The organism is Mycobacterium sp. IEC1808 (assembly GCF_002101935.1).
Taxonomy (GTDB): domain Bacteria; phylum Actinomycetota; class Actinomycetes; order Mycobacteriales; family Mycobacteriaceae; genus Mycobacterium.
This window is the reverse complement of the sequence record NZ_LQPV01000062.1, coordinates 89,319-114,886: the sequence shown is the minus strand read 5'-3', so window position 1 is coordinate 114,886 and position 25,568 is coordinate 89,319. Positions and strand designations below refer to the sequence as shown.

The 25,568-nt window shown below is 69.3% G+C and carries 28 protein-coding genes; 15 read left to right on the top strand and 13 right to left on the bottom strand.

Translation table 11 applies throughout. The features are described 5' to 3' along the window. Window positions 1-41: 41 nt before the first annotated feature. Window positions 42-755: an NAD-dependent deacylase gene (locus AWB92_RS24370; RefSeq protein ID WP_085190229.1), complete on the bottom strand. Its 714-nt coding sequence runs from the start codon at window positions 753-755 to the stop codon at window positions 42-44. 37 nt (window positions 756-792) lie between these two features. Here AWB92_RS24370 and AWB92_RS24365 point away from each other — a divergent pair, with 37 nt between their 5' ends. Next, window positions 793-1,158, top strand: a complete 366-nt coding sequence (locus tag AWB92_RS24365) for a GntR family transcriptional regulator (RefSeq protein ID WP_066930370.1) — start codon at window positions 793-795, stop codon at window positions 1,156-1,158. Between the two features lie 18 nt (window positions 1,159-1,176). On the opposite strand, the gene AWB92_RS24360 is transcribed toward AWB92_RS24365, so the two are convergent. Then, a complete protein-coding gene (locus tag AWB92_RS24360) occupies window positions 1,177-1,692 on the bottom strand; it encodes a DUF1697 domain-containing protein (protein WP_085190227.1) in 516 nt (171 codons plus the stop codon). A 32-nt stretch (window positions 1,693-1,724) separates the two neighbouring features. On the opposite strand from AWB92_RS24360, the gene AWB92_RS24355 reads away from it, so the two are divergent. Continuing rightward, on the top strand, window positions 1,725-2,168 hold the full coding sequence (locus tag AWB92_RS24355) for a PPOX class F420-dependent oxidoreductase (RefSeq protein ID WP_085190225.1): 444 nt from the start codon (window positions 1,725-1,727) through the stop codon (window positions 2,166-2,168). 42 nt (window positions 2,169-2,210) lie between these two features. Further along, window positions 2,211-2,387: a DUF5302 domain-containing protein gene (locus tag AWB92_RS29880; RefSeq protein WP_158090405.1), complete on the top strand. Its 177-nt coding sequence runs from the start codon at window positions 2,211-2,213 to the stop codon at window positions 2,385-2,387. Here AWB92_RS29880 and AWB92_RS24350 read toward each other — a convergent pair. The 3 genes from AWB92_RS24350 to AWB92_RS29645 are packed head-to-tail and all read right to left on the bottom strand — an operon-like array spanning window position 2,384 to window position 5,070. After that, window positions 2,384-3,463 (bottom strand): hypothetical protein, encoded by a 1,080-nt coding sequence (locus AWB92_RS24350; RefSeq protein ID WP_085190223.1) that lies wholly within the window; start codon window positions 3,461-3,463, stop codon window positions 2,384-2,386. The two genes, AWB92_RS29880 and AWB92_RS24350, sit on opposite strands and share 4 nt — an antisense overlap. Before the next feature lie 21 nt (window positions 3,464-3,484). Then, entirely contained in the window at window positions 3,485-4,012 is a 528-nt protein-coding gene (locus tag AWB92_RS24345; protein WP_085190221.1) for a nuclear transport factor 2 family protein, read from the bottom strand. 26 nt (window positions 4,013-4,038) lie between these two features. After that, window positions 4,039-5,070, bottom strand: a complete 1,032-nt coding sequence (locus AWB92_RS29645) for a hypothetical protein (protein WP_142282291.1) — start codon at window positions 5,068-5,070, stop codon at window positions 4,039-4,041. A 108-nt stretch (window positions 5,071-5,178) separates the two neighbouring features. Between AWB92_RS29645 and AWB92_RS24330 the strand changes: the two genes are divergently transcribed. After that, window positions 5,179-5,760 (top strand): HhH-GPD-type base excision DNA repair protein, encoded by a 582-nt coding sequence (locus tag AWB92_RS24330; protein WP_085190215.1) that lies wholly within the window; start codon window positions 5,179-5,181, stop codon window positions 5,758-5,760. Beyond that, window positions 5,757-5,903 (top strand): DUF1059 domain-containing protein, encoded by a 147-nt coding sequence (locus AWB92_RS24325; RefSeq protein WP_068103058.1) that lies wholly within the window; start codon window positions 5,757-5,759, stop codon window positions 5,901-5,903. The genes AWB92_RS24330 and AWB92_RS24325 overlap by 4 nt, the downstream gene beginning before the upstream one ends. Here the strand turns inward: AWB92_RS24325 and AWB92_RS24320 are convergent, their stop codons facing one another. Continuing rightward, window positions 5,904-6,332, bottom strand: a complete 429-nt coding sequence (locus tag AWB92_RS24320; protein ID WP_085190213.1) for a MarR family transcriptional regulator — start codon at window positions 6,330-6,332, stop codon at window positions 5,904-5,906. It abuts the gene before it with no gap. A 50-nt stretch (window positions 6,333-6,382) separates the two neighbouring features. Here AWB92_RS24320 and AWB92_RS24315 point away from each other — a divergent pair, with 50 nt between their 5' ends. Further along, entirely contained in the window at window positions 6,383-6,997 is a 615-nt protein-coding gene (locus AWB92_RS24315) for a TIGR03086 family metal-binding protein (protein ID WP_085190212.1), read from the top strand. A gap of 2 nt (window positions 6,998-6,999) precedes the next feature. On the opposite strand, the gene AWB92_RS24310 is transcribed toward AWB92_RS24315, so the two are convergent. Both AWB92_RS24310 and AWB92_RS24305 read right to left on the bottom strand, forming a co-directional pair. Continuing rightward, entirely contained in the window at window positions 7,000-8,067 is a 1,068-nt protein-coding gene (locus AWB92_RS24310) for a hypothetical protein (protein WP_085190210.1), read from the bottom strand. A 49-nt stretch (window positions 8,068-8,116) separates the two neighbouring features. Beyond that, a complete protein-coding gene (locus AWB92_RS24305) occupies window positions 8,117-8,785 on the bottom strand; it encodes a hypothetical protein (protein ID WP_085190208.1) in 669 nt (222 codons plus the stop codon). A 142-nt stretch (window positions 8,786-8,927) separates the two neighbouring features. Between AWB92_RS24305 and AWB92_RS24300 the strand changes: the two genes are divergently transcribed. Further along, on the top strand, window positions 8,928-10,151 hold the full coding sequence (locus tag AWB92_RS24300; RefSeq protein ID WP_085190336.1) for a mannosyltransferase: 1,224 nt from the start codon (window positions 8,928-8,930) through the stop codon (window positions 10,149-10,151). Here the strand turns inward: AWB92_RS24300 and AWB92_RS24295 are convergent. Together AWB92_RS24295 and AWB92_RS24290 are read right to left on the bottom strand one after the other, a co-directional pair. Next, window positions 10,148-10,432: a 4a-hydroxytetrahydrobiopterin dehydratase gene (locus AWB92_RS24295; RefSeq protein WP_067151040.1), complete on the bottom strand. Its 285-nt coding sequence runs from the start codon at window positions 10,430-10,432 to the stop codon at window positions 10,148-10,150. The two genes, AWB92_RS24300 and AWB92_RS24295, sit on opposite strands and share 4 nt — an antisense overlap. A gap of 41 nt (window positions 10,433-10,473) precedes the next feature. Next, on the bottom strand, window positions 10,474-11,250 hold the full coding sequence (locus AWB92_RS24290) for a DivIVA domain-containing protein (RefSeq protein ID WP_085190206.1): 777 nt from the start codon (window positions 11,248-11,250) through the stop codon (window positions 10,474-10,476). Window positions 11,251-11,450: 200 nt separating this feature from the next. On the opposite strand from AWB92_RS24290, the gene AWB92_RS24285 reads away from it, so the two are divergent. The 4 genes from AWB92_RS24285 to AWB92_RS31160 all read left to right on the top strand — a co-directional run bounded on the left by AWB92_RS24285 (window position 11,451) and on the right by AWB92_RS31160 (window position 18,368). Continuing rightward, entirely contained in the window at window positions 11,451-11,843 is a 393-nt protein-coding gene (locus AWB92_RS24285; protein WP_085190204.1) for a (deoxy)nucleoside triphosphate pyrophosphohydrolase, read from the top strand. 164 nt (window positions 11,844-12,007) lie between these two features. Beyond that, the gene (gene typA, locus AWB92_RS24280; protein ID WP_085190202.1) at window positions 12,008-13,897 is read left to right on the top strand and encodes a translational GTPase TypA; all 1,890 of its coding nucleotides are present in this window, start codon (window positions 12,008-12,010) and stop codon (window positions 13,895-13,897) included. A 67-nt stretch (window positions 13,898-13,964) separates the two neighbouring features. Then, window positions 13,965-15,851, top strand: coding sequence for an ABC transporter family substrate-binding protein (locus AWB92_RS24275; RefSeq protein WP_173817484.1), 1,887 nt, complete (start codon window positions 13,965-13,967; stop codon window positions 15,849-15,851). 234 nt (window positions 15,852-16,085) lie between these two features. After that, window positions 16,086-18,368 (top strand): PE family protein, encoded by a 2,283-nt coding sequence (locus AWB92_RS31160; protein WP_277622329.1) that lies wholly within the window; start codon window positions 16,086-16,088, stop codon window positions 18,366-18,368. Here the strand turns inward: AWB92_RS31160 and AWB92_RS24265 are convergent. After that, window positions 18,365-18,970 carry a TetR/AcrR family transcriptional regulator gene (locus AWB92_RS24265; protein WP_085190195.1) on the bottom strand — a complete coding sequence of 202 codons (606 nt, stop codon included), beginning with the start codon at window positions 18,968-18,970 and terminating at the stop codon, window positions 18,365-18,367. The two genes, AWB92_RS31160 and AWB92_RS24265, sit on opposite strands and share 4 nt — an antisense overlap. A 66-nt stretch (window positions 18,971-19,036) precedes the next feature. Here AWB92_RS24265 and mshB point away from each other — a divergent pair, with 66 nt between their 5' ends. Both mshB and AWB92_RS24255 read left to right on the top strand, forming a co-directional pair. Continuing rightward, complete coding sequence (gene mshB, locus AWB92_RS24260; protein WP_085190193.1) at window positions 19,037-19,939, top strand: N-acetyl-1-D-myo-inositol-2-amino-2-deoxy-alpha-D-glucopyranoside deacetylase; 903 nt, start codon at window positions 19,037-19,039, stop codon at window positions 19,937-19,939. A 92-nt stretch (window positions 19,940-20,031) separates the two neighbouring features. After that, a complete protein-coding gene (locus AWB92_RS24255; RefSeq protein ID WP_068103087.1) occupies window positions 20,032-20,493 on the top strand; it encodes a hypothetical protein in 462 nt (153 codons plus the stop codon). Window positions 20,494-20,502: 9 nt separating this feature from the next. Here AWB92_RS24255 and AWB92_RS31155 read toward each other — a convergent pair whose 3' ends face one another. Then, window positions 20,503-21,591: a PE family protein gene (locus tag AWB92_RS31155; protein ID WP_085190191.1), complete on the bottom strand. Its 1,089-nt coding sequence runs from the start codon at window positions 21,589-21,591 to the stop codon at window positions 20,503-20,505. A gap of 233 nt (window positions 21,592-21,824) precedes the next feature. On the opposite strand from AWB92_RS31155, the gene AWB92_RS24245 reads away from it, so the two are divergent. Next, window positions 21,825-24,401 carry a bifunctional FO biosynthesis protein CofGH gene (locus AWB92_RS24245; RefSeq protein ID WP_173817483.1) on the top strand — a complete coding sequence of 859 codons (2,577 nt, stop codon included), beginning with the start codon at window positions 21,825-21,827 and terminating at the stop codon, window positions 24,399-24,401. 30 nt (window positions 24,402-24,431) lie between these two features. Next, window positions 24,432-25,199, top strand: a complete 768-nt coding sequence (locus AWB92_RS24240) for a maleylpyruvate isomerase N-terminal domain-containing protein (RefSeq protein WP_085190187.1) — start codon at window positions 24,432-24,434, stop codon at window positions 25,197-25,199. Between the two features lie 13 nt (window positions 25,200-25,212). Here AWB92_RS24240 and AWB92_RS24235 read toward each other — a convergent pair whose 3' ends face one another. Then, entirely contained in the window at window positions 25,213-25,548 is a 336-nt protein-coding gene (locus AWB92_RS24235; RefSeq protein WP_085190185.1) for a hemophore-related protein, read from the bottom strand. Window positions 25,549-25,568: the final 20 nt, after the last annotated feature.

Below are 25,568 nucleotides of genomic sequence, written 5' to 3'. Positions count from 1 at the left end.
GGTGGTCCTTGGATCGCCGCGTCGGTCGAGGACGCGCGGCCCTACCTCAGCAGGGCGGGCAGCCGCTGCAGCAGCTCCGGCAACGCCTGGCTCGCGCTCTCGCGGATGCTGATCGTGGCGCTGCGGGTGAGCGGTGTCGGCTCGGGGTTGACCTCCACGACGACGGCGCCGCGGGACAGCGCCAGGTCCGGCAGCCCGGCCGCCGGGTAGACGATCGCCGAGGTCCCCACCACCACCATCACGTCGGCGGCCTGGGTCGCATCCACCGCGTGCTGCCACGGCTCGTCGGGCAGCGGCTCACCGAACCACACGATGTCCGGCCGGATCAGGCCGCCGCAGTGGCACACCGGGGGTTCGACCTCCACGGCCGGCTCGGACATTCGGGGCAGCGGGCCGGTGTAGTCCATATCGCAACGGTCGCAACGGAATTCGAAGAGGCTTCCGTGCAAGTGGTGCACCGGGGAGCTGCCGGCGCGCTCGTGCAGGTCGTCGACGTTCTGGGTGACGACGGTGACATCCGCGTGGTCCTGCCACGCGGCGATGGCGAGGTGCCCGGCGTTGGGTTCGACGTCGGCGACCAGGTAGTGGCGCCACAGATACCAGCCCCAGACCCGTTCCGGGTTCTTGCGCCACCCTTGCGTGCTGGACAGCTCGTAGGGATCGAAGCGGGCCCACAATCCGTTCTTGTCGTCCCGGAATGTCGGCACGCCGCTCTCCGCCGAAATCCCCGCGCCGCTGAGCACAGTTACTCGCATCCCACAAAGATAGTCGTGCTTGGGACATACTGAAGAAGTGGAGCTGCGGGATTGGCTGAAGGTCGACGTGAAGGCGGGCAAACCGCTGTTCGACCAGCTCAGAACCCAGGTCATTGACGGGGTTCGGGCGGGTGCGTTGCCGCCCGGTTCCCGGCTCCCGACGGTGCGTGACCTGGCGGGCCAGCTCGGCGTCGCGGCAAACACCGTAGCGCGGGCCTACCGCGAGCTGGAGTCGGCGGCGATCGTCGAAACCCGCGGGCGCTTCGGCACTTTCATCTCCCGCTTCGATCCGACCGACGCCGCGATGGCGGCGGCCGCCAAGGAGTATGTCGAGGTGGCCAAGGCGCTGGGGCTGACCAAGTCCGACGCGATGCGCTACCTGACCAACGTGCCCGACGAGTGACGTTGGCGCGCAAGGCAATCAGCGCAACACTTTGTCCAGCGTGCGCAGGTTGCGGGTTGTCGTCGAGGACTTGTAGCGCGGCTTGCCCATCGTCTTGCCGATCGTGCTGTCCAGCGTGGCGCCCTTGGGAACCTGCCAGTAGACGACGCCGTCACCGCGACTGATCTTCTCATCGGCGCCCCCGCCCAACTTGGCGAGTTCGTCGAGCACCCCCTTGTCGGCGACGAAGGTGACGTAGGACTGGTACCCCTCGACCTCGCGCTCGAACGGGTAGGCCTCGACGACGGCGCGCACCGTGTCGATGTCGTACACCAGCACCCACGCGTCATAGCCGAACCTCTCGCGCAACGTGGCCTCGGCCTTCTTGCGCACCGCGGCCGCCCCGGCGGACGACTCGAGCAGCACGTTGCCGCTGGCCAAGATCGTGCGGACGTTGGCGAACCCCGCCTCGGTCAACGCGCCGGCAACCTCGGCCATTTTGAGGTTGACGCCGCCGACGTTGACGCCGCGCAGGAACGCTGCGTATTTGGTCATGTCCCGATTTCACCACGACGTAGGCTCGGTGCATGGGACGCCAAGTCTTCGACGACAAGCTGTTGGCCGTGATCAGCGGGAACTCCCTCGGGGTGCTGGCCACCATCAAGCGCGACGGGCGGCCCCAACTGTCGAACGTGAGCTATCACTTCGACCCGCGCGAGCTGGTGGTGCGCGTGTCGATCACCGAGCCTCGGGCCAAGACCCGCAACCTGCGCCGCGACCCCCGCGCCTCGATCCTGGTCGACGCCGACGACGGATGGTCGTATGCCGTCGCCGAAGGGAAGGCGGAACTGACGCCCCCGGCCGCCGCGCCCGACGACGACACCGTCGAGGGTCTGATTGCCTTGTATCGCAACATCGCCGGCGAGCATCCGGACTGGGACGAGTACCGGGAGGCGATGGTCACCGACCGGCGGGTGCTGATGACGCTGCGGATTTCGCACGTCTACGGCATGCCGCCGGGCAAGCGGTAAAAACCACAAGCCAGCCGCGGCTGTCCAGGCTAGGCTGCCGGTATGGCCGAATCGAACCCGCAAGAAGAGGACGACACGAAGCGCAAGTTCCGTGAAGCCCTCGATCGCAAGAAGGCGAAGTCGTCGGGCGCTTCGGAGCACAAAGACGGTGGCGACAAGCGCCCGCGCGCGCACGGCCCCGTGGAGAGCCGCCGCGAATTCCGCCGCAAGAGCGGCTAATTCACCTGCGCCCTGTCCACCAGCTCCGGGGTCAGGCCGAATCGATCGACGAGCAGCAGCCAATCGCCGGCCGCGACCGAATAATCGGCCGGCCGGTTCACCCGATCCGGGACCGTGCCGCGCCATGCGAACCGCGATGAGAAGTCCAGCACGCCGCGGTACTCCTGGCATCCGATCGGCATGGGCTCCACGCCGGGAACGCACAGCACGAGAACGGGCGACGGCTTGGGTTGCTTGTAGGACGGGCCGTTTCGCCACCGCCGGCATTTGTAGGTTTCCGGCGTCGCGGTCACCTGCGCACTAGGAGCCGTCGCGATGAGCGCCCCGTTGCTCGCGTCGAGCACGCGGATGGAATCCCCACCCAGCTCCAGGGCCACCAGTGGTTGCGAGGCCGACGCGAAGAGTCGTTGTTTGCCCACCACGGACCACGTCGACATCTGTTGCGCCAATTCCATGTTGGGATACAGCAGACAGCGAGCGAGTTCGGTCGGCCCGGGTTGGTGCGCAGCCAAGCGACTTCGGCGGCCGACGATGGCGAGCAGCTCGTCGAAATCCGACGGCCACAGCCAGGCGTCGACGTAGCCCTGGGGCGGCTCGTCGAGCCGCGTTCCGGCGGCCACGCGATGATCCCGTCCACCGAGGACAAAGTGATGGCTACCGGACCGCAGGTGCAGCGCGCTACCCATCACCTTGGTCGCGCTGCCGTACGCCCAGAGGCCAAGCGTCGCATCACTGAACGAGAAGACACCACCGTGCCGCTTCATGACGGTGACCTCGTCGCCCGTGATGGAGATGCGGACCTCCCCGGTGGCGCGCCACCCGACATAGATCAGCGCGATCACGACGAGGACGATGCCGACCACTCCGGCGGTGGGCGTGTGCTCCCATCCGGCCGGGGCGTGCTCCGCCAGGTAGAAGCCCCCGTAGACCGCCGCCAGCGCCACCCCCATGACGATGAAGTAAACCCAGTTGGGGCGCGCCTCGTCGGTGATCATTTTCGACATCGCTTTGGACAGCGGGAACGGGAGCTTGGCCACGAACTGCCGTCCGGCGGTCGACTCGTCCCGCACACTCATGCCGAGAAGGATGCCACCGGTTCAGTCGGGTGTGAACAGGCCGATCGACGGGTCGTCCTGGCCGGGTTGCCCGCGCAGGCTGCCGCGGGTGCTGGGGTGTCCGAAGTCCAGTTCCGACGGGTCCTTCTGGTACGCCCAGTCCGCCACGATCGTGCGTTGACCGAACTTCCAGCGGCCGTCGTGTTTGAGGTACCGATCCAGATACCGGCCGCCGATGATGACGTCGATGTCGTGTTCGGGACCGGCGAAGGTGTGAAACACCAGGCAGTAGATTTCACCGCGGCCCGCGTCGCCCTCGATCACGAAATTCGTTGTGGTGACGTTGTGTTGGGAGACACGCACGTAGGGTTCCGCCGCGCGCAGCTGGTCGATGAACTGCTCGACGCCACCCGTCGAGAACGAGCCGTGCGAGTCGGTCGCGTCGGGGTGGTAGAGGGCGCGCAGCGCTTCATAATCGGCGCGGTCGACGGCGCGGCAGTAGGCATTGACGAGCTGATGCAGTTCGTCTCGGGCCAGCATCAGTTCCAATTTGGCCTCATCCACCACCACGCCACGATAACTCGGCGGGTTTCTGGTCAAGCCCGATTTGTCCCGTCTTCCAGATGGGTTGCCAGGCCGAATGTCTCGACGAGCGTCCGCAAGTCCGCCGCCGAGACCACATAGGCAGGGCGTTCATTCGACCGAGGCACATCGCCGCGCCACGAAAATCGAAATTGTGACCCCACCAAGTCGAGACATCCGATGGTCAGTGGTTGCGCACCCGGAACACGCACGACCAGGCCGGGCGTCGCGGGGTAGTCATGCGTGCTGCCATCGCCGCTCGTGACGCTGTCCGCCTGGAAACTTGTCGGTGTCGCGGTCACGTCCGCGCGCGAGGCCGAGGCGCTGAGCGCGTCGGTGGTCGGGTCCATAACCCGCATCGCGTCGTTGTCCACATCAACGACCAGGCTCGGTTTCGAAAGCGATCGCTGAAGTCGAGCTTGTTTTCGGAAGGCAAACGATCCCATCTGTTCGGCCAAATAGGGGTTGGGAAACAGCAGACACCGAGTCGGTTCCCCCGGTGCAGGCCCGCGCGCATCCACCCCACTCCCGCGGCCGCTGACGGAGAGAAGCTCATCGAACTCTGAGTCCCACAACCACGCGTCGACGGTCTGTACGGGCGGCTCCTCGAGCCGTGTTGTGGGAGCGATGCGACGATCTCGTCCGCCGAGAACAAACCGGCGACGGCGACGTCGCAGGTGAAGGGCCAGGCCCATGTTCACCCATGGGCCGAGCTTTGCGTCAACGAATGGAAAAACGTCGCGCTGATTGACGGTCAGGCCTTCGCTCGTGACGCCAATGATGATCTTTCGGCGCGAACGCCACCACACGTACGCGGTCCACGCCAGAGCGAGAACCGAAAGCGCCACCAGCCCCGCGCCGGCGATCGCCATTCCCTCGCTTCGCCGGGTGACGACCCCCCCGACCATTACAAAGATCAACGCGAAGCCCGCCGCCTGCACACCGTACCGCCCCTTTCCGGTGGCAAACGCGGTCATTTGGGAGGACATGGACGGGGAGGACGCCACGAACTGGCGCGACGCGGGCGATCCGTCGTGGATGCTCATTTGAAAAAGGATCCCACTTCGGGGCTATGAGCCGCGAGTTTCATCTCGCCGCATTGCCCAAAGGCCTCGCGCACAGTCCCCTCCGCTTCGCAGTTCTAGACTGTGTTGATGCCGCGACTGCAGCTTGCCCAAGATCCGGCCGCCGACGCGCTGCTGGAAGACGACCCGTTCGCGTTGCTGATCGGCATGCTGCTGGACCAACAGGTGCCGTTCGAGACCGCCTTCGCGGGACCGAAGAAGATCGCGGACCGGATGGGCGGCCTGGACGCCGGCGAGATCGCCGCCTACGACCCGGACAAGTTCGCCGCGTTGTGCGCGGAAAGGCCTGCGGTGCACCGCTTCCCGGGGTCGATGGCCAAGCGCATCCAGGCCCTGGCGCAGATCATCGTGGATGACTACGACGGCGACGCCGCCGGACTGTGGAAGGCCGGTCAGCCGGACGGCAAGGAGTTGCTGCGCCGGCTCAAGGGGCTGCCCGGTTTCGGCGAGCAGAAGGCGAAGATCTTCCTGGCGTTGCTCGGTAAGCAGTACGGCGTGACGCCGACGGGCTGGCGCGAGGCGGCCGGCGATTTCGGCAAGGCGGGCACGCACCTGTCCGTCGCCGACATCGTCGACGCCCATTCCCTTGGACAGGTGCGGTCGTATAAGAAGCAGATGAAGGCAGCAGCGAAGGGAAAGGCGGCAACGTGAAGACACACATCACGTGTCCGTGCGGCGAAGCCATCACGGGTAAGGACGAGGACGAGCTGGTCGAGCTCACCCAGGCTCACCTCGCGAGCGCCCACCCGGGCCTCGAGTACGACCGTGACGCCATCCTGTTCATGGCGTACTAGCTAGCCGCCGTCCGTCGCCGACAGCTGCTGCAGGACGCGCAGGAACAGGCGACGGTCTTCGGCGGACAGCCTCCCGAGCCAGCGCTCTTCGCCGCGCTGAATGTCTTCCTGCGCGGCATCTTTCGCGGCCCGACCCGCCTCGCTGAGTTCAAGCAGGCGCACGCGGCGGTCGTCCGGGTCGGGCCGGCGCTCGATATAGCCCCGGTCCTGCAAGTCGTCGAGCGTGGGGATGATGCGCGTCTTGTCGGCGCCGATCGCCCCGGCGAGCGCGGCCTGGCTGCGCACCGGCGAGCGATCGAGCGCGCTCAGCACGATGTAGCCCCACATCGACAACCCGTGTGCTTCCAGCACCGGGACCTCGGCCGCCATCATCTCGCGGACCAGCGGCCCCATCATCGCCGCGAGATCGGGACGCCTCGCCCTCGCCATGCTGGAAGCGTAGCGTTGACGGATAATATGCGCACGCATACGATCTACGAATGCATACTATTTCCGATGTTCGACCGTTCCACCGCGCCGCCGTACAGGCTTCCGTCGACGTCGTCGCGGGCGTCACGCGCGACGACCTGTCCCGGCCGACGCCCTGCGCGGGCTGGGACCTGTTGGACCTGCTCGCCCACATGACCGCGCAGCATCGGGGGTTCGCCGCGGCCGCCCGGGGCCACGGCGACAGCGCGACCGTTTGGCAGGCGGACCGCGTGGTCGAGGCGGTCGCGGCCGACCCCGGCGGCACCTACGCCGCGGCCGCCGCCGACGTGCTCGACGCTTTCGCCGCCGACGGCGTGCTCGACGCGAGTTTCTCGTTGCCCGATTTCGGGCCGGGGGCGGCCTTCCCCGGCGCGATCGCGATCGGCTTCCACTTCGTGGACTACGTGGTGCACGGCTGGGACGTCGCGCAGAGCATCGGCGCCCCCTTTGCGCTTCCGGATGACGTGGTGGCCGCCGTGCTACCGCTGGTGTTCGCGATTCCGGATGGTGAGTACCGCGCGACGGACGGCGCCCCGTTCGGCCCGGCCGTCACCGCGCCCGACGGCGCGAGCGACCTCGACCGCATCCTCGGCCACCTCGGCCGCGCGCCCGGCTGGAACGCTTAGAGCTACGGCACCACCGTCGAACCGATCGTGGGCATGAACTGGCACTGCTTTTCCTTGGTGGTGACCTGCCCGAAGATCGTCGACATGATGCTGCCCGAGCCGGTGTCGACGATCGCCGTCAGCGTCGTCGGCCCATCCCCATTGATGTCGGTGCGCGGCTTGAGCGCGACCGTCCCGGACTTGCCCGTGGTGAGGTTGACCCAGGTGACGTTCAACGGCAGCTTCTGCACCTCGGCGGGCCCCGGTGTGCCGACCGCGGTGAACACGTAGGCGGTCTGGCCCGGCCCGGGTCCCGGCGTCGGGATCTTGGCCGGCCCCGCCACCGACAGCGCGGTCGCGATCGAACTGCTGCCGTCCGCAAGGCAATTCGTGCCGATCGACGGATACATGAAGTCCTGCGTGGGCGGGGCGTCAGGGCCCAGGCCCGGCGCCGGAGCCGGTGCAGGAGCGGGTGCCGCGTCCGGCGCGGGGGCCGGGGCTGCGGCGGGTGCCGGCGCGGGGGCCGGGGCCGCGGCTGGTGCCGGCGGCGCCGGCGCGGTGGCCGCGACGGGCTCGGTACCCGGCGTCGCGGCGGGCGGCATCGGCGCGGACTGGGCCGCGGAGGGGGCGGCCGGCGGTGCGGCAACGGGCCCGGGGCCCGCCGCGCGCGCCGGATCGATCCCCGGCGGCAGGTGCGACTGCAGCCCGGGCTCGATGCCCAACGGCGGCACGTGCTGCGCCGGCGCGGTCTCGGCCGGGGCGGCGCCCGGAGACCCCGGCTCAGCCACGAACTTATTCACTGACGCCGCAACGTTTTTCGATTCGGCGGGCGCCGTCGGATTGTGGGTGAACGCTTGGGCGGCGGCCATCAGCAGCTGCGTCGCCTGCCCCGGATTGCTCGCCGCCTGCTGGATGATCGGGCTCAGCTCCGAGAGGGCGGGCAGGCCCGGAAGCTGCTGGGTCGAGTTCGGCTGCGGTGTCGGCTGCGGCGCCGCCGGGTCGGCCGCCGCGCTCGGGCATAACCCGAACGCGGCAGCCGACGCCACGACAACAGCGGCCAAACCCTTGGACAGATTCCTAGTGGTTGCCACGATGTCCTCCGGTCCTGGCTAGTGGCGGTTCAGTTGGGTATCGAGCTGCTCAGGGCAGGGCCGAAAGCAGCGGCGACATCGGGCTGGCGGGCGCCGGTGCGGCCGGTGCCGCCGGTGCCGCCGGGGCCTGACCCGTGGCCAGCGCCTGCAGATCCTGCGGGATCGTCAGCTGCGCGGGCACGTTGACCGGCAGGCCCGACGGCAGGGCCGGCATGTCCACCTTCGCCTGCGGGATCTGCGGTGTCGCCGGGGCGGCGGGAGCCGCCGGCGAGGACAGGCCCGGGATGGCGGGCAGGCCCGGAATCGACGGGGCCGCCGGAACGGCGGGCGCCGCCGGGGTGGTCTGGGCCAGGCCCGGGAGCGAACCGAGGCCCGGGATGGTCGGCGTCGCCGCCGGGGCCGTCGCCGCGGCGGGCGGGGTGAGCCCCGGAATGGACGGGACGCCCGCCGAAGGCGACACGGGCGACGTCGCCGAGGGCAGTCCCGGGAACGTGATGCCCGGCGAAGCGGGCGCCGCGGGCGGGGTGGCGCCGAGGGCGGTCGCGAGGTTTTGCAGGATTTGAGGCGCGTTGGCCGCCGAGCTGATCAGCTGCTGCGGAATGTTCGGCACCGGCGGCGCGGGGACGGGGTCGGCGTGGGCGATCCCGCCCGTCAGTAGGGCGGCGGACGAACCGACCAAGACGGCGGCCGCTCGCAGATAGGTCCAGATGGTTGGCATGACTCTCCCTGGTTGTCGATGATGGGTTCGGCCCCGAAGTTACGTTGATACTGGTGTGACTCAAGTGACACGTGTGGCATTTATTCGATCGTTACCGATACGAGTGACGGCGGTGACCGGGCGGCCCACAGAACACCGGGCGATGGCTAAAGTCGGGCGGATAGACACCATCCCGGCCGCCCAGGCGGCACCCCGCACCCGGCGGCGGGCGGCGGCCCCGGCGCTGCTGATCGCGAGCGTCGCGGCGCGACTCGCCTGGACGTACCTGGCGCCGAACGGCGCGAACTTCGTCGACCTGCACGTCTACCTCGGCGGCGCCGCCGCCCTCGACCATCCCGGCACCCTGTACAGCTACGTCTACGCCGACCAGACGCCGGACTTCCCGCTGCCGTTCACCTATCCGCCCTTCGCGGCGGTCGTGTTCTACCCGCTGCACCTGCTGCCGTTTGCGCTGGTGGCCTTCCTGTGGCAGGTGGCGACGATCGCCGCGTTGTACGGCGCGATCCGGCTGAGCCAGCGCCTGATGGGTGTGCCCGCGGGGGCGGGTCACCGCGTCGCGATGCTGTGGACGGCGGTCACCATCTGGATCGAGCCGCTCCGCAGCACGTTCGACTACGGCCAGGTCAACGTGCTGCTCATGCTGGCGGTGCTGTGGGCGGCCTGGACGACGCGCTGGTGGCTATCGGGGTTGCTGGTCGGCGTGGCGGCCGGGATCAAGTTGACGCCGGCGATCGCCGGCGTGTACCTGCTCGGCGTTCGGCGCTGGGGTGCGGCAGTGTTTTCGGCGGTCGTCTTCCTGGCCACCGTGGGCGTGTCGGTTCTGGTCGTCGGCGACCAGGCCCGCTACTACTTCACCGATCTGCTGGGCGACGCGCACCGGGTGGGGCCGATCGCCACGTCGTTCAATCAATCCTGGCGCGGTGGCATCTCGCGGATCCTCGGCCACGACGCCGGCTTCGGTCCGCTGGTGCTGGGGGCCGTCACGGTGACGGCGGTGCTGGCCGTCCTGGCCTGGCGGGCGCTGGACCCCACCGATCGGCTGGGCAAGTTGCTGGTGGTCGAGCTGTTCGGGCTGTTGCTCTCGCCGATTTCGTGGACGCACCACTGGGTGTGGCTGGTGCCGCTGATGATCTGGGTGATCCACGGGCCGGCGCGCGAGCGGCCCGGCGCTCGCGTTGTCGGCTGGGGCTGGTTGGCGCTCACCATCGTCGGGGTGCCGTGGTTGCTCAGCTTCGCGCAACCGACCATCTGGCAGATCAGCCGGCCTTGGTACCTGGCCTGGGCCGGGCTGGTCTACATCGTGGCGGCGGTGGCGACGCTGATCTGGATCGCGGCATCCGGCCGACGCGCCGAGCCGACGGCTTAGCCGCCGACGATCCCGTCGATGTCGCGCGCCATGTCGACGTCGTTCTGGGTGATGCCACCCTCGGAATGCGTGACCAGCGCGAAAGTCACTGTCCGCCAACGGATATCGATATCCGGATGATGATCCTTGCTCTCGGCGTGCTCGGCCACCCGGCGCACGGCGTCGATGCCGTCCAGAAACGACGGGAACTTGATCGACCGGCGCAGGGCGCCGTCGGCACGCTCCCATCCGTTGAGTTCGGGCAGTGCGGCGTCTACTTGCTCATCCGTTAACACAGCCATGCCGGAGGCGTCCTCTCGTCTGGGATGGGAACGGTGCTCACCTACGAGGCTACGGCGGGGCCGGCCGGCGCTTGACTTCTCTGGTCCAAGGGCACCACGACGCTGGCCTCCGGCGGATTCCTCAGTTCCTGATAGGCGGACTCCAGGCTGGCCGGAACCGCTTGCAGGTCGCGGGCAATGCCCATCAGTTCTTCCAGGATCATGATGCGCTGCTGGTTCGCCTCGGTCACCGCTTGCCGGGCCTGCTCATGGACGAGACGAGCTTGTTGCCTTGCGTCGGCGAGGAGCTGCTCACGTTGCTGCTGGGCTTCCTGCCACGCGTGATCGATCGACGATTGGGCTTCGGCGCGCCTCCCGGCGACTTCGGCGTCGACATTCTTCTTGGTTTCCGCGCACTGCGCTTCTAGCGCACTTTGCTGTAAGGCTATGTCCGCCAACAGTTCTCGGTGCTCCCGTTGCGCGGCCTGGGCCTCGGCCTCGGCCGCCGCGATCAGGGCGTCGGCCTCGGCTCGCGCCTCGGCCTGCATCCGGGAAACCTCATCGATCGCCCGCCGCAGCATCTTCGCCATCCGGTGTTGCATCGCGTAGGGCGACGGTGAGGTGTCCGACAGCATGGCGACCTCGTCGTTGAGACAGGCGACTTCGATGCGCAGCGCGGCCGCTTCGTCGCCGGATTCATTTCGCTGGGCTCTTAAGCTCTGGACCTCGTCGATCAGCAACTTCTGCTTGGTGAGCAACATCTCGATGTAGGCATCGACCGCGGCCGGGTCGTAGCCCCTGAACGTGCGGCCGAACGTCGTTGCGGTTTCGGTGATCATTGCCAACCCCGATTCTCAGAAAGTGCCCCGTAGAGGTCGTGACCGACGCATTCGAGTATTCCACTTTGGCGCTCAAACCGTAATACAGGCGTTGTGCCCCAAGGGAATTCGATTCGGAGCAACGCGCTCGGTGCGTGAAGCAGTTCCCGGGACGGTGGCCCCTCCGGCGAGCCGCGCCCCACGGTATACCGTCACTGGCCATGCCGACCCGGATCGTCGTCGCCGCAGCGATCATCTCCGGCTCCAAGGTTTTGGTGGCGCAGCGAGTCCGGCCGCCCGAGTTGGCCGGCCTTTGGGAACTGCCCGGCGGCAAGGTCGCACCCGGTGAAACCGAACGTGACGCGCTGGCCCGAGAGTTGGTGGAGGAGTTGGGCCTCGAGAGCGGCGACCTTGTGGTGGGCGACCGCCTGGGCGCCGACATTCCGCTGAACGAAACGATGACGCTGCGGGCGTATCACGTCCGGCTCCTTGGCGGTGAGCCACACCCGCGAGACCATCGGGCGCTGCGGTGGGTGACCGCCGCGGAACTACACGACATCGACTGGGTCCCGGCCGATCGCGGCTGGCTACCGGACCTCGTTCGAGCGCTGTGATCGAAAGCGCGCTCAGGGCGTCGTGTGTGCGCTGACGGTGACGACACGCCGACCGCACGCGCCGCCACCGCACACTCAACGCCGCCACCGCACACTCAGCGCGGTCAAGCGGTCGGGCAGCGGCCGGTTCGCTATCTGAGGCCCCCGCTGCCAGAATCACCGACGTGCCATTCCGCAACGTCGCCATCGTCGCCCACGTCGACCACGGGAAGACCACCCTGGTCGACGCGATGCTGCGGCAATCCGGGGCGCTGCATCACCGCGGCGACGACACCCAGGAACGCATCATGGACAGCGGTGACCTGGAAAAGGAAAAGGGCATCACCATCCTGGCCAAGAACACCGCCGTGCACCGCCACAACAGCGACGGGACGGTCACGGTCATCAACGTGATCGACACCCCGGGGCACGCCGACTTCGGCGGCGAGGTGGAGCGCGGGCTGTCCATGGTGGACGGCGTCCTGCTGCTGGTCGACGCCTCCGAGGGGCCGTTGCCGCAGACCCGGTTCGTGCTGCGCAAGGCGCTGACCGCGCATCTTCCGGTCATCCTGGTCGTCAACAAGACCGACCGGCCCGACGCCCGCATCGCCGAGGTCGTCGACGCCAGCCACGACCTACTGCTCGACGTCGCGTCAGACCTCGACGACGAGGCGGCCAAGGCCGCCGAGCATGCCCTGGGCCTGCCGACCCTGTACGCGTCCGGGCGGGCGGGAATCGTGAGCACCGAACAGCCGGCCGACGGCGAGGTGCCGGCCGGCGACAACCTCGACCCGCTGTTCGACGTGTTGATGGAGCACATCCCGCCCCCGTCGGGCGACCCCGAGGCGCCGCTGCAGGCGTTGGTGACCAACCTCGACGCGTCGGCCTTCCTCGGCCGGCTCGCGCTGATCCGCATCTACAACGGCAAGCTGCGCAAGGGCCAGCAGGTCGCCTGGATGCGCGAGGTCGACGGGGTGCCGGTGATCACCAGCGCCAAGATCACCGAGCTGCTGGCCACCGAGGGCGTCGAGCGCAGCCCCACCAACGAGGCGATCGCCGGCGACATCGTGGCGGTGGCGGGCATCCCCGAGATCATGATCGGCGACACGCTGGCCGATCCCGACCACGCCCACGCGCTGCCGCGCATCACGGTCGACGAGCCGGCGATCTCGGTGACGGTCGGCACCAACACCTCGCCGCTGGCAGGCAAGGTGTCCGGCCACAAGCTGACCGCGCGGATGGTCCGCGGCCGGCTGGATACCGAGTTGGTCGGCAACGTGTCGATCCGGGTGGTCGACATCGGCCGGCCCGACGCGTGGGAGGTGCAGGGCCGCGGCGAGCTCGCCCTGGCCGTGCTGGTCGAACAGATGCGCCGCGAGGGCTTCGAACTGACGGTCGGCAAGCCGCAGGTGGTCACCAAGACCATCGACGGTCAGCTGCACGAGCCGTTCGAGGCGATGACTATCGACTGCCCCGAAGAATTCGTCGGCGCGATCACCCAATTGATGGCCGGCCGCAAGGGCCGGATGGAGGAGATGGCCAACCACGCGGCCGGCTGGGTCCGGATGGATTTCGTCGTGCCCAGCCGCGGCCTGATCGGCTTCCGCACCGACTTCCTCACCCTGACCCGCGGCACCGGCATCGCCAACGCGGTGTTCGACGGCTACCGCCCGTGGGCGGGGGAGATCCGGGCCCGCCACACCGGCTCGCTGGTTTCCGACCGGTCGGGCACCATCACGCCGTTCGCCCTCATCCAGCTCGCCGACCGAGGCCAGTTCTTCGTCGAGCCCGGGCAGGACACCTACGAGGGCATGGTCGTCGGAATCAACCCGCGCCCAGAGGATCTCGACATCAACGTGACGCGCGAGAAGAAGCTGACGAACATGCGGTCGTCGACCGCGGACGTCATCGAGACGCTGGCCAAGCCGCTGGAGCTCGACCTGGAACGGGCCATGGAGTTCTGCGCGCCCGACGAATGCGTGGAGGTGACCCCCGAGATCGTGCGGGTGCGCAAGGTCGAGCTCGACGCCCCCTCCCGGGCCCGCAGCCGGGCGCGGGCCAAGGCGCGGGGCTAGCGGCTTGGCGCCGGGCCGCGTCACGGGCGTGGTTGGCCGGGTTGCTGAGCAGGTGCTCGATACCCTGATGGGCGTGCCGAGACGAGCCAGCCGCCTGTTCCTGAGGGTCGGCGTGCTGGTCTCGCTGGTCGGGCTGGTGCTGGCGGCGTGCACGGTCAACCCGCCGCCGGCGCCCCAGAGCACCGACACCCCGCACAATTCGGCGCCGCCGCCGCAGCGGCCCACCCAGATCATCATGGGCATCGATTCGATCGGCGCCGGGTTCAACCCGCACCTGCTGAGCGACCTGTCGCCGGTGAACGCGGCGATCAGCGCGCTGGTGTTGCCCAGCGCGTTTCGGCCGGTGCCGGATCCCGCCACGCCGACGGGGTCGCGCTGGGAGATGGACCCGACCCTGTTGGTGTCCGCGGACGTGACCAACCAAAACCCGTTCACCGTGACCTACAAGATCCGGCCCGAGGCGCAGTGGACCGACAACGCGCCCATCGCCGCCGACGACTTCTGGTACCTGTGGCGCCAAATGGTCAGCCAGCCCGGGGTCGTCGATCCGGCCGGATACGACCTCATCACCGGGGTGCAGTCGCTCGAGGGCGGCAAGCAGGCCGTCGTCACGTTCGCGCAACCGTATCCGGCGTGGAAAGAGCTGTTCAGCAACATCCTGCCGGCCCACATCGTCAAGGACGTGCCGGGCGGATTCGCGGCCGGGCTGGCACGGGCCCTGCCGGTCACCGGCGGCCAGTTCCGGGTCGAGAGCATCGACCCGCAGCGCGACGAGATCCTGATCGCCCGCAACGACCGCTACTGGGGACCGCCGGCCAAGCCCGCACTGATCCTGTTCCGCCGGGCCGGCGCGCCGGCCGCCTTGGCCGATTCCGTGCGCAACGGCGACACCCAGGTCGCCCAGGTGCACGGCGGCTCCGCGGCCTTCGCGCAGCTGTCAGCCATCCCGGACGTGCGCACCGCGCGGATCGTGACGCCGCGGGTCATGCAGCTCACGCTGCGCGCCAACGAGTCCAAGCTGTCCGACACTCAGGTCCGCAAGGCGATCCTGGGCCTGCTCGACGTCGATCTGCTGGCGGCCGTCGGCGCGGGCAGCGACAACACGGTCACGCTCGACCAGGCCCAGATCCGCTCGCCGAGCGACCCCGGCTACGAGCCGACCGCGCCGCCCGCGATGACCACGCCCGCCGCGCTGGCGTTGTTGGAGAGCTCCGGATACAAGGTCGAGCCCAACACGTCGACGTCGCCGGCACCGACCCCCGCGAGCACCGGGCCGCCGGAGGTCACCCGCGGCCGCATCAGCAAGGACGGCCAGCAGCTGTCGCTGATCATCGGGGTGGCGGCGAACGACCCGACCTCTGTCGCGGTGGCCAACACCGCCGCCGACCAGCTGCGCAACGTCGGCATCGCGGCGACGGTGCTGGCGCTGGACCCGGTGACGCTGTACCGCGACGCGCTGAACAACAACTCTGTCGACGCGATCGTCGGCTGGCACCGGGCCGGGGGCAACCTGGCGACGCTGCTGGCCTCGCGCTACGGCTGCCCCGCGCTGCAGACGACGACGGTCCCGACCTCGAACGTGGCCACGACCACCCCCGCGGCCGGGCCCACGCCGTCCACCGCGCCCGCCACCACCGTCACGACGCCGACGTCGGCACCGCCGAGCCGCCCACCCGAGCCCGGCGCCCTGGTGCAGGCGCCGTCGAACCTCACCGGAATCTGCGACCGCAGCATCCAGTCGAACATCGACGCCGCGCTGAACGGCACCAAGAGCATCAACGACGTGATCACCGCGGTGGAGCCGCGGCTGTGGAACATGTCCACGGTGCTGCCGATCCTGCAGGACACGACGATCGTCGCGGCCGGCCCCAGCGTGCAAAACGTCAGCCTGTCCGGCGCGGTTCCCGTCGGCATCGTCGGAGACGCCGGCCAATGGATCAAAACCGGGCCCTAGGCGCCATTTATTTGGTATTGAAAACAATCATTTTCCAAAAAATGGGTATCTAATACCGCCGTCCCAAAAAAAGGTAACGAATTAATTACGGCTCGCCGAATTCAATACCTGCAAAGCCAGTTCGTGCAAACAAACGTTTTCACAACACCATTTCGATACGCTGCGGCCATCGCTGAACGGCTGCTCGGGAAAACGGTCGCCGGCGGTCACGTGGGGTGAATCGGGGAGGTCGAAGTGTCATTTCTCATCGCAGCGCCAGAGCTGATTGCCGATGCCGCAACGGATTTGGCGAACCTTGCGGCCGCCATCGGTTCGGCCAACTCCGCGGCCGCGGTGGCGACGACGGGACTGCTACCCGCGGCCGCCGATGAAGTTTCGGCGGAAATTGCCGCATTGTTCTCCTCGCACGCCGCGGGCTACCAGCAACTCAGTGCGCAGGCGGCGGTATTCCACCAGCAGTTCGTTCAAACTTTGAGCGCGGGGGCAGGCGCCTATGCGGCCGCCGAGGTAAACGTCGTGCAGACGCTGGCGAGCGCGGTCCCCGCGCTTGGCATCGACTTGAGCGCTGGGATCTCAGGGCTGGCGGCCAGCCTCAGCGCCGACATCAACGCGATCGGGCTTTCGCTCAACGCCGCGCTGTCGGGCAACTTGGGCTTGGGCGCCAGCCTGGGCGGCCTGGCGCCGCTCGGCGCGGCGATCGCGACCAACGTGAACGGCGGACTGACGGCGCTGGCGCAGACCGGCGGCGCGATCGCGACGAACATCGGCACCGGGCTGTCGGGGCTGGCGGGCGGCTTCAACGCCGCGCTGCCCGGGCTGCAGGCCAGCCTGAGCGGCGGGCTGTCGGGGCTGAATGCTTCGCTGAACGCCGCGCTGTCGGGCGGTTTGAGCGGCGGCCTTTCGGGCCTGGTGCCGCTCGGTGCGGCCTTGGCGACCGGCTTCAACACCGGCCTCGCGAGCTTGGTCCAGGCGGGCAACACGCTGGCGGCGAACCTCGGCGCCGGGCTGGCCGGCGGACTGAGCCTCGCGTTGCCGGGCCTCGTGGCCAGCCTGAGCGGCGGGCTTGGCGGCCTGAGCGCCTCGATCAACGCCGCGCTGTCGGCTGGCCTCGGCGGCGGCCTTTCCGGCCTCGGGCCACTCGGCGCCACCCTGGCGGCGGACATCGGCAGTGGGCTGTCGGGATTGGCCCAGACGGGCGGTGCGCTGGTGACGAGCCTGACCGCCGGGTTCCCCGGCCTCCAGGCCAGCCTCACCGGGGGGCTCGCCGGGCTGAACGGCGCCATCAACGCCGCGCTCTCGGGCGGCTTCGGCGGCAGCCTGTCGGGCCTCGGCGCCGCCCTGTCCGGTGCCTTGCAAACCGGCGGGTCGCTGATCGCCAACCTGAGCGCCGGGCTGCCGGCCCTGTCGGGCGGCCTCACCCTGCCGGCCAACCTGACCGTCGCGCTCAACGCGCTGGGCGGTGCGCTCGGCTTGAGCCCCAGCCTGGGCGTGAACATCATGGCCGGGCTCAACGGGCTCAGCGCTCAGCTGAACCTCGCCTTGAACGGCGGCCTCAGCCTCGGGCTCGCCGGGCTTCCCACGCTGTTGGCCAACCTGGTCGCGCCCTGGCAGGTGCTGTTGACGGCGCCCAACGTGCCCGCGTTCCTGACCCAGCTGCAGGCGATGGAGGTCGGCTTCAACACGTCGCTGATCACCAACGAGCTCGGCCTCAACACGTCCCTGGTCGCCCAGGAGACAGCGCTCGAGACGGCGCTCTTCGGCGGCACCGGCGCGTTGGGCGGCTCGATCGACAACTTCTTCAACTTCTGGAACCTGGTGCTGGGCACCGGCGAGGTGACCTTCGACAGCATCTTGGGCGCGCAGCTTCCAACCGGCGGCGCCATCCTGGCCAGCCTCGCCGTCGGCGCGCCGGGCAACCTGATCGCCGGCGGCACGCTCGGCGGGTTCCTCGGCGCCCTGGACACCAAGTTCCTGTGGGACCTGAACGTCATCAGCGGGGTGGCGACCTCGTTGACCGGCAATGGCGCCCTGCAGGCCGCGTTGACAGCGGGGATCAACGCGGCCGGCTTGCAGGCGTCACTGAACGCGGCGCTGAACGGGTCGCTGGTCGCCGGGGTGCCAAACCTCGGCGTGGCGCTGGTGGCGGCGCCGACGGCGGGTCTGCAGGGTTTGGCGTCGGGTCAGATCAACTTCCTGTCCAACCTGATTCCGTCCGAGGCCGCTTTCAACGCCAACCTGGTGAGCAACGAAGTGGCTTGGGAGACAGCGACATTCGGGACCAACACCGCATTCAACGGCGGGCTGAACCGGCTGTTCAACGTCCCCAACCTGTTGCTGCTCACCGGCGAGCAAACGATCAACAGCTTCGTGGGCGGTGTGCAGTTCCCGGCGGTCGGAACGGTCCTGACCGGTACCGGTGCGCAGGTGTTCAACGGCGGCAACATCGGCGGGCTGGAGGGCATCTTCGACCAGACCCTGGCCGCCGGTGCCGACTTCGCCGGACTTTTCATGGCCTAGGCCTGGGGAGCCGCCCGCGGCGGGATCACCGTGTCGACCACCATCGCCAGTTCGCGCCGGTTCGGCGGGTCCCCGGTGAGCAGGAAGTGTTGGTTGATCAACGCCGGTCCGACGCGCGCGGTCAGCGGCGTGATCGTGGCGGGGTCGAGGTCGCCGTCCTCGACGGCGGCCTGCAGGATCGATTCGATTACCTTCAGGCGCGGGGCCACCACGGCGTCGGCGAAGATGGTGCGCATCTCCGGTTCGTGCAGCAGCTGCTGGACGACGTACATGCCGGGAAAGGTGGTCTTTCCGGCCAACATGTCGCGGTGCGACGTGAACATTGTCAGCAGGTTCTCCCTGGCTGACCGGCCGGAGCGCGGCTCGGGCGTCGGCGGCAGCGCGTAGACCAGGGCGGCGTGCACCAGGTCGTGCTTGCTGCACCAGCGCCGGTACAGCGCCGCCTTGCCGGTGTGCGCCCGCGCCGCGATACCCTCCATGGTCAGCCCGCCGTAGCCGACTTCGGCCAACTCGACCAGCGTGGCCTCGTAGAGCGCACGTTCGAGCACCTCGCCACGTCGGCGGCTCCGGACGCTGCTCCGGCCCTGGGTTAGCTGCGGCATTTCTCGATAGTAGCCGCCCGCGTTCCTATTCGCCGAGCCTCGGCGAGACGGGGGTAGGGTGCCTGCATGCCCGAGACTCCACGGCTGCTGTTCGTCCACGCGCATCCCGATGACGAGAGCCTCGCCAACGGCGCCACCATCGCGCATTACACCGCCCGCGGGGCGGACGTCCGCGTCGTCACCTGCACGCTCGGTGAGGAGGGCGAGGTCATCGGCGACCGATGGGCCGGGCTCGCCGTCGACCGCGCGGACCAACTGGGCGGCTACCGGATCGGCGAGCTCACGGCCGCGTTGCGGGCGCTGGGCGTCGACGCGCCCCACTATCTGGGCGGCGCGGGCCGCTGGCGCGACTCCGGGATGGAGGGCACCCCGCCGCGGGGTCGGCAGAGGTTCATCGACGCCGACGAACGCGAGGCCGTCGGCGCACTGGTCGCCGTCATCCGCGAGCAGCGCCCCCACGTCGTCGTGACCTACGACCCCAACGGCGGCTACGGCCATCCCGACCACATCCACACCCACACCGTCACGACCGCCGCGGTCGCCGCCGCCGCCACCGACGATTACCCGGGCGAGCCCTGGGCGGTGCCCAAGTTCTACTGGACGGTCCTGGCCGCGAGCGCGTTTCAGGCCGGTTGGCGGGAGCTCGATCGGAAAGACCTGCTGCCCGGCTGGATGGTCCCGCCGCAAGAGGAGTTCGACTTCGGATACGCGGATGCCGACATCGACGCCGTCGTGCAGGCCGCCCCGGATGCGCTCGCGGCGAAGATCGCCGCCCTGGCCGCCCACGAAACCCAGCTCGTCGTCGGCCCGACGGCCCGCGCCCTCGCGCTGTCGAACAACTTCGCGCTGCCCATCCTGCCCGACGAGCACTACGTGCTGGTGGAAGGCTCCGCAGGGGAGCGCGACGGGCGCGGATGGGAGACGGACCTGCTCGCGGGACTCGGTTTGACCGCGGCCGCAACGCGGTAGGCTGCCAAACAGGCAGCCACGGAAGGAATTCGCATGGACCCCGACCTGGACCCCAATATGCAGCATTGGCAGGACCGGCTCGACAGTCTGCAGTGGGTCATCGGCTCGATACTCGCCAACGTCGACAGCGTCCCGACCTGACCGAAACCAAGCCACGCGCCGCTTCCATCCAGGACGGCGGCGCCACGGATCCGGCGATTCGTTTCGTCGTTTTGGCGCTGCTGGCTGTGGACGGGATCCTCTCGGCACTGGCCGGCGCGATGCTGCTTCCTTCCTATATAGGTTCGATTCCGTTCCCCATCAGTGCGCTGGTCAGCGGGCTCGTCAACGCGGCACTGGTGTGGGCCGCCGGGCTGTGGACCCGCTCCGCGCGGGTGGCCGCGCTGCCCCTGTGGACGTGGCTGCTGACGGTCGCCGTGCTGAGCATGGGCGGTCCCGGCGACGACGTGATCCTGGGCGGGCGGGGACTGATGGCGTACGGGGCCCTGGTCCTGATCGCGCTGGGTGTCGCGCCGCCGGTGTGGGTGCTGTTCCGGCGCGGCCTGCGCGGCTGACGACCCGGGTTAGGGGAAGAACGGCGGCAACGGCGGCAGCGGCGGGAGGAAGCTGAGCGCCCAGTAGATCTCGGTGTTGATGAACTGGTTGATCGACGCCGTGGTGGCATCCCAGAAGTTGGCCAGCCCTTGAGCGAAGCTGATGCTGCCCTGCAGCCAGTCGATGGTGTTGAACAGGCCGGCCTGCACCATGGGCTCGAAAAGGTCGTAGAGGAAATAGATCTGGGGGGCCAGCCAGCCGACGTAGGGCAGGTAACCGACCGCGTACGCGGCGAGGTCGAAACCGTACTGCACATACGGCTCGGCGAGTAGGTACCCGGCCTTGATGGCGTCGCCGATCGACCCGGACGCCGCCGGCACGACCGCGGCGTTGGTCATGGCGGCCGGTGTGACGAGCGCGCTGGCCGCGGTGAGGGCGCGGATGCCGCCGGTCGGCAACAGCGCGCCGGCTTCACCGGCGAGCGCCGAAAGGCCACCCGGTAAACCGGAGCCGAGCAGGCCGGCGCCGCCCAGGAAGTTGGAGCCGGCCACCACGCTCTCGACCTGGTTCACCGCGGCGGACAGGCCGCCGCCGACCATGCCGGCGACACCGCCCCCGCCCACCAGTCCGGCGCCGCCCAGGAAGTTGGAGCCGGCCACGACGCTCTCCACGCGGTTCACCGCATTGGCCACGGCGCCGCCGACGACGCCCGCGACGCCGCCGCCACCGCCGCCGAGCAGCGACGCGGCCGGCGCATTCACCGCGCTGGCGAGGCTCTCCGCGGCCCCGGGCAGCGCCGCGGCGGGCGCGTTGACCGCACCGGCGAGGTTCTGCGCGGCACTGGACTCGGCCGCCGCGAACGCGTTCGCGCCGGAGCTCAAGGTCTGGACAAATTGCTCGTGAAACTGCGCGATCTGCGCGCTGAACTGCTGATATCCCAGCCCGTGCTCGGAGAGGAACGCCGCGACCTGGGCCGACACCGCGTCGGCCGCCGAGGCCGCGACCGCGGATGTGGGGGCCGCCGCCGCCGCGCTGGCGCTGTTGATGGTCGAACCAATGCCAGCCAAGTCCGAAGCCGCTGCCGCCAGCGCCTCCGGGGTGGCGAATAGGAACGACATTCGGTACCTCCCTGGATAGGACGGATGCTATCTCGATCGCTGCTGGCCGGCGGGCAAGTTCGTCAAACACTTAACTAAGGAGCCCCGCGCGGGGGCCGCGGTGCCGGGATGTCGACCGCAGACCGGCGAGAGCCTGGCGCTACTGTTGCGCATATGGCACCGCCGCCCAGAGCTGCACAGGTTGGGCCGAGCCGGATGAAATTCGATCGTGGGGAAGTTACACCAACGTGCCACTGACACCGGAGCCTCCGGCGCCCACCGCGCTGCCTAGCCCCGTCGTTCCGCCCAAGGCCAGCGCGTCGGCATTGCGGCGCGTTTTGCGGCGGGCCCGGGACGGGGTCGCGCTCAACGTCGAGGAGGCGGCCGTCGCCATGACCGCGCGCGGCGAGGACCTCGCCGATCTGTGCGCGAGCGCGGCGCGGGTGCGCGACGCGGGCCTCGAGTCGGCGGGGCGGCGCGGACCGGGCGGGCGGCTGCCGATCAGCTATTCGCGCAAGGTGTTCGTCCCCGTCACCCACCTGTGCCGCGACAGCTGCCATTACTGCACGTTCGTCACCGTCCCGGGCAAGCTGCGCGCGCGGGGCGCCGGCATGTACCTGGAGCCCGACGAGATACTCGACCTCGCCCGCCGCGGGGCCGAACTCGGTTGCAAGGAAGCGCTATTCACCCTCGGCGACCGGCCGGAGGACCGATGGCCGGAGGCACGGGAGTGGCTCGCCCAACGCGGCTACGACTCGACGCTGTCCTACGTGCGGGCGATGGCGATCCGGGTCCTCGAGGAAACCGGGCTGCTGCCGCACCTGAACCCTGGCGTGATGAGCTGGTCGGAGTTGTCGCGGCTCAAGCCGGTGGCGCCGTCGATGGGCATGATGCTCGAGACGACGTCGCGGCGGCTCTTCGAGACGAAAGGGCTTGCGCACTACGGCAGCCCGGACAAGGACCCGGCGGTTCGGCTGCGCACCCTGACCGACGCCGGGCGGCTGTCCATTCCGTTCACCACCGGGCTGCTGGTCGGCATCGGCGAAACGCTCGCCGAACGCGCGGACACCCTGCACGCGATTCGCAAGTCGCACAAGGAGTTCGGGCACGTCCAGGAAGTGATCGTGCAGAACTTCCGGGCCAAGGAGCACACCGCGATGGCGGCGTTCCCCGACGCCGGGATCGAGGACTACCTGGCGACGGTGGCGGTCGCGCGGCTGGTGCTCGGCCCCGGCATGCGCATCCAGGCGCCGCCCAACCTGGTGTCGCGCGAGGAGTGCCTGGCCCTGATCCGCGCCGGGGTCGACGATTGGGGCGGCGTCTCGCCGTTGACGCCCGACCATGTCAATCCCGAACGTCCCTGGCCCGCCTTGGACGAGCTGGCCGCGGTCACCGCCGAGGGCGGGTATGACCTGGTGCAGCGGCTGACCGCGCAGCCCAAGTATGTCCAGGCCGGCGCGGCGTGGATCGACCCGCGGGTGCGCGGACACGTGCTGGCGCTGGCGGACCCGGCGACCGGCCTGGCCCGGGACGTCAACCCGGTGGGCATGCCGTGGCAGGAGCCCGACGACGTGGAGTCCGCCGGCCGGGTCGACCTCAATGCGGCGATCGACACCGAAGGCCGCAACACCGCGGCCCGCAGCGACCTCGACAGCGCGTTCGGCGATTGGGAATCGATCCGCGCGCACGTGCACGAGCTGGCGGCGCAGGGCGCCAAAACGCCAGAACGCCTGGACACCGACGTGCTCGCCGCACTGCGCTCGGCCGAGCGCGACCCGGCGGGGTGCACCGACGAGGAGTATCTGGCGCTGGCGACGGCCGAGGGCCCGGCGCTGGAAGCGGTTGCCGCGCTGGCGGATTCGCTGCGCCGCGACGCCGTCGGCGACGACGTGACCTTTGTGGTGAACCGCAACATCAACTTCACCAACATCTGCTACACGGGCTGCCGCTTCTGCGCGTTCGCCCAGCGCAAGGGCGACGCCGACGCCTATTCGCTGTCCACCGAGGAGGTGGCCGACCGCGCCTGGGAGGCGCACGTCGAGGGTGCCACCGAGGTGTGCATGCAGGGCGGGATCGACCCCGAACTGCCGGTGACCGGGTACGCCGAGCTGGTGCGCGCCGTCAAGGCCCGGGTGCCCTCGATGCACGTGCACGCCTTCTCGCCGATGGAGATCGCCAACGGTGTGACCAAGAGCGGGTTGAGCATTCGCGAGTGGCTGATCAGCCTGCGCGAGGCCGGCCTGGACACCATCCCCGGCACCGCCGCGGAGATCCTGGACGACGAGGTGCGCTGGGTGCTCACCAAGGGCAAGCTGCCCACCTCGTTGTGGATCGAGATCGTCAGCACCGCGCACGAGGTGGGCCTGCGGTCGTCGTCGACGATGATGTACGGCCACGTTGACACCCCGCGGCACTGGGTGGGCCACCTCAACGTGCTGCGGGACATCCAGGACCGCACCGGCGGTTTTACCGAGTTCGTCCCGTTGCCTTTCGTGCACCAGAACTCGCCGCTGTACCTGGCCGGCGCGGCGCGCCCGGGGCCCAGCCATCGGGACAACCGTGCGGTGCACGCGCTGGCGCGAATCATGTTGCACGGCCGCATCTCTCACATCCAGACCAGCTGGGTCAAGCTCGGGGTCGAACGTACGAGGGTGATGCTCAACGGCGGCGCCAACGACCTGGGCGGGACGCTGATGGAGGAGACCATCTCGCGGATGGCCGGGTCCGAACACGGGTCGTCGAAGACCGCGGCGGAGCTGGCCGCGATCGCCGAGGGCATCGGCCGCCCGGCGCGTCAGCGCACCACTACGTACGCCCCGCTCGCCGCGTAGCTGTCGGTGGCCGCGGGTATACCCGAGGCCGTGAAGCAACACATCGATCAAGACCGATTCCCGGAATGGCAGCCCTTCCTGGACGCGGTGCAGCGGCGCCGCCCTGAGTCGGGCACCTGGTGCGAAGCGTGGACGGTGCGCGACATCGTCATCCATCAGGCCGGAAACGCCGAGGAGCTCGCCCGGGTGCTGGGAGCCCACTTGGAGGGCGAACCCGTCGGCACGCGCGGCTTCGAGGAACGGGAGGCCCCGCTGCGCGCCATGAACGACTCGGACCTCTGGGACGCGCTGCACGACCGGATGACCACGCTGAACGAGGTCGCGGCCGCCGCCGAGAGCGTTCCCGCCGACACCGACGTCGCCTGGACCGGACGCACCATGAAGGTGCCCTGGTTCGCCGAGCACATGCGGGAGGAACTCGTCCTGCACGGCTGGGACATCACTGGGGACGAGGACACCGGGTTCGCCGCCCGGCTCGCCGAGCCCTGGATGACGACGCACAGCGTCGTCGCGGTGGGACGCCCGCTGCTCGCCAAGGGCGCCAAGTCGCTGGAACCGGGCGAGCGAATCGAGGCGCGGTTGCGCGTCTTCGGCAGCGACGACGTGGTGGTCACCGCCGACGCCGAAAAGACCTCAATCGGAATGGCCGGGCCCGAAGGCCCGGCCATCCTCGAAACCGACTCCGCCGCAAGGGTTTTACTGCTCTGGGGTCGCCGCCCCGGAAACCCGTCGCGGATTTGCAGCGACGCCGGCCCCGAACTGCTGGGCCAGGTGCGCCGACTGCTCAGCGGCTACTGACGCGCTGGCGCGCTCAGTAGTTGTTGCAGCTCCCGGCCACCGCGATCACGTCGTTGAAGTACGGCGCGGCCTGCGGCATGGCCTGGATCTGCTGGGCCATCTGCATCCGCTTCGGCGGCGGCGAGGCCAGGAACTGGCGCAGGTAGCTCGTCGCGATCGGCGACGCGGTGAGCTGCGCGGCAGCCGCCGGGTCCGTCGCGTTGAGCGCGGCCATCACCTGGCCGTAGTTGCAGGTGGTGTTGACGACCGGATCCAGGGGATCCGCGGATGCGATCCCCGAGCCGGCCGTCAACGCGAATGCCACGCCTCCAGCGGCGGCGGCAAGTTTGGTTAACGACAGCCTGACCATTCTGTGGACACCTTCCCCAT

Coding starts and splice junctions, on each gene's coding strand:
- AWB92_RS24265 (WP_085190195.1), bottom strand. CDS start 18,970: ATGCCGCAGCTAACCCAGGGCCGGAGCAGCGTCCGGAGCCGCCGACGT.
- AWB92_RS24295 (WP_067151040.1), bottom strand. CDS start 10,432: ATGGCTGTGTTAACGGATGAGCAAGTAGACGCCGCACTGCCCGAACTC.
- AWB92_RS24285 (WP_085190204.1), top strand. CDS start 11,451: ATGCCGACCCGGATCGTCGTCGCCGCAGCGATCATCTCCGGCTCCAAG.
- AWB92_RS24290 (WP_085190206.1), bottom strand. CDS start 11,250: ATGATCACCGAAACCGCAACGACGTTCGGCCGCACGTTCAGGGGCTAC.
- AWB92_RS31155 (WP_085190191.1), bottom strand. CDS start 21,591: ATGTCGTTCCTATTCGCCACCCCGGAGGCGCTGGCGGCAGCGGCTTCG.
- AWB92_RS24350 (WP_085190223.1), bottom strand. CDS start 3,463: ATGAGTGTGCGGGACGAGTCGACCGCCGGACGGCAGTTCGTGGCCAAG.
- AWB92_RS24320 (WP_085190213.1), bottom strand. CDS start 6,332: ATGGCGAGGGCGAGGCGTCCCGATCTCGCGGCGATGATGGGGCCGCTG.
- AWB92_RS24370 (WP_085190229.1), bottom strand. CDS start 755: ATGCGAGTAACTGTGCTCAGCGGCGCGGGGATTTCGGCGGAGAGCGGC.
- AWB92_RS24235 (WP_085190185.1), bottom strand. CDS start 25,548: ATGGTCAGGCTGTCGTTAACCAAACTTGCCGCCGCCGCTGGAGGCGTG.
- AWB92_RS24275 (WP_173817484.1), top strand. CDS start 13,965: ATGGGCGTGCCGAGACGAGCCAGCCGCCTGTTCCTGAGGGTCGGCGTG.
- AWB92_RS24300 (WP_085190336.1), top strand. CDS start 8,928: ATGGCTAAAGTCGGGCGGATAGACACCATCCCGGCCGCCCAGGCGGCA.
- AWB92_RS24355 (WP_085190225.1), top strand. CDS start 1,725: ATGGGACGCCAAGTCTTCGACGACAAGCTGTTGGCCGTGATCAGCGGG.
- AWB92_RS29880 (WP_158090405.1), top strand. CDS start 2,211: ATGGCCGAATCGAACCCGCAAGAAGAGGACGACACGAAGCGCAAGTTC.
- AWB92_RS24360 (WP_085190227.1), bottom strand. CDS start 1,692: ATGACCAAATACGCAGCGTTCCTGCGCGGCGTCAACGTCGGCGGCGTC.
- AWB92_RS24315 (WP_085190212.1), top strand. CDS start 6,383: ATGCATACTATTTCCGATGTTCGACCGTTCCACCGCGCCGCCGTACAG.
- AWB92_RS24330 (WP_085190215.1), top strand. CDS start 5,179: ATGCCGCGACTGCAGCTTGCCCAAGATCCGGCCGCCGACGCGCTGCTG.
- mshB (WP_085190193.1), top strand. CDS start 19,037: ATGCCCGAGACTCCACGGCTGCTGTTCGTCCACGCGCATCCCGATGAC.
- AWB92_RS24305 (WP_085190208.1), bottom strand. CDS start 8,785: ATGCCAACCATCTGGACCTATCTGCGAGCGGCCGCCGTCTTGGTCGGT.
- AWB92_RS29645 (WP_142282291.1), bottom strand. CDS start 5,070: ATGAGCATCCACGACGGATCGCCCGCGTCGCGCCAGTTCGTGGCGTCC.